We start from the raw sequence: 868 nt of genomic DNA, 5'->3' as shown, positions 1-868 counted from the left end.
TGACGGCGTGCCTTTTGAAGAATGAGCCTGCGAGTTTGCGGTGTGTTGCGAGGTTAACCCGTGTGGGGTAGCCGTAGCGAAAGCGAGTCTGAATAGGGCGCTTTAGTAGCACGCTCAAGACCCGAAGCGAAGTGATCTATCCATGGGCAGGTTGAAGCGCGGGTAAGACCGCGTGGAGGACCGAACCCACTTAGGTTGAAAACTGAGGGGATGACCTGTGGATAGGGGTGAAAGGCCAATCAAACTTCGTGATAGCTGGTTCTCCCCGAAATGCATTTAGGTGCAGCGTTGTGTGTTTCTTGCCGGAGGTAGAGCACTGGATAGCCGATGGGCCCCACAAGGTTACTGACGTTAGCCAAACTCCGAATGCCGGTAAGTGAGAGCGCAGCAGTGAGACTGCGGGGGATAAGCTCCGTAGTCGAGAGGGAAACAGCCCAGACCATCAGCTAAGGCCCCTAAGCGGTGACTAAGTGGAAAAGGATGTGGAGTCGCAGTGACAACCAGGAGGTTGGCTTGGAAGCAGCCACCCTTGAAAGAGTGCGTAATAGCTCACTGGTCAAGTGATTCCGCGCCGACAATGTAGCGGGGCTCAAGTCATCCGCCGAAGCTATGGCATTCGCACCCGCCCTTGTGGTGGAGAAGCCCTAACGGGTGTGTGGATGGGTAGGGGAGCGTCGTGTCGCGGGTGAAGCTGCGGAGTGATCCAGTGGTGGATGCGACACGAGTGAGAATGCAGGCATGAGTAGCGAATCAAGTGTGAGAAACACTTGCGCCGAATGATCAAGGGTTCCAGGGTCAAGCTAATCTGCCCTGGGTAAGTCGGGACCTAAGGCGAGGCCGACAGGCGTAGTCGATGGACAACGGGTTG

Annotated in this window: 1 rRNA gene; it reads left to right on the top strand. The window is 56.1% G+C overall.

The annotated features are described in order from the left end of the window. Window positions 1-868 (top strand): 23S ribosomal RNA (locus tag ABD671_RS22270); the annotation flags it as partial.

Origin of the sequence: Nocardioides fonticola, assembly GCF_039536805.1 — a bacterium.
Taxonomy (GTDB): Bacteria; Actinomycetota; Actinomycetes; order Propionibacteriales; family Nocardioidaceae; genus Nocardioides; species Nocardioides fonticola.
This window is presented reverse-complemented; position numbering and strand designations above follow the sequence as displayed.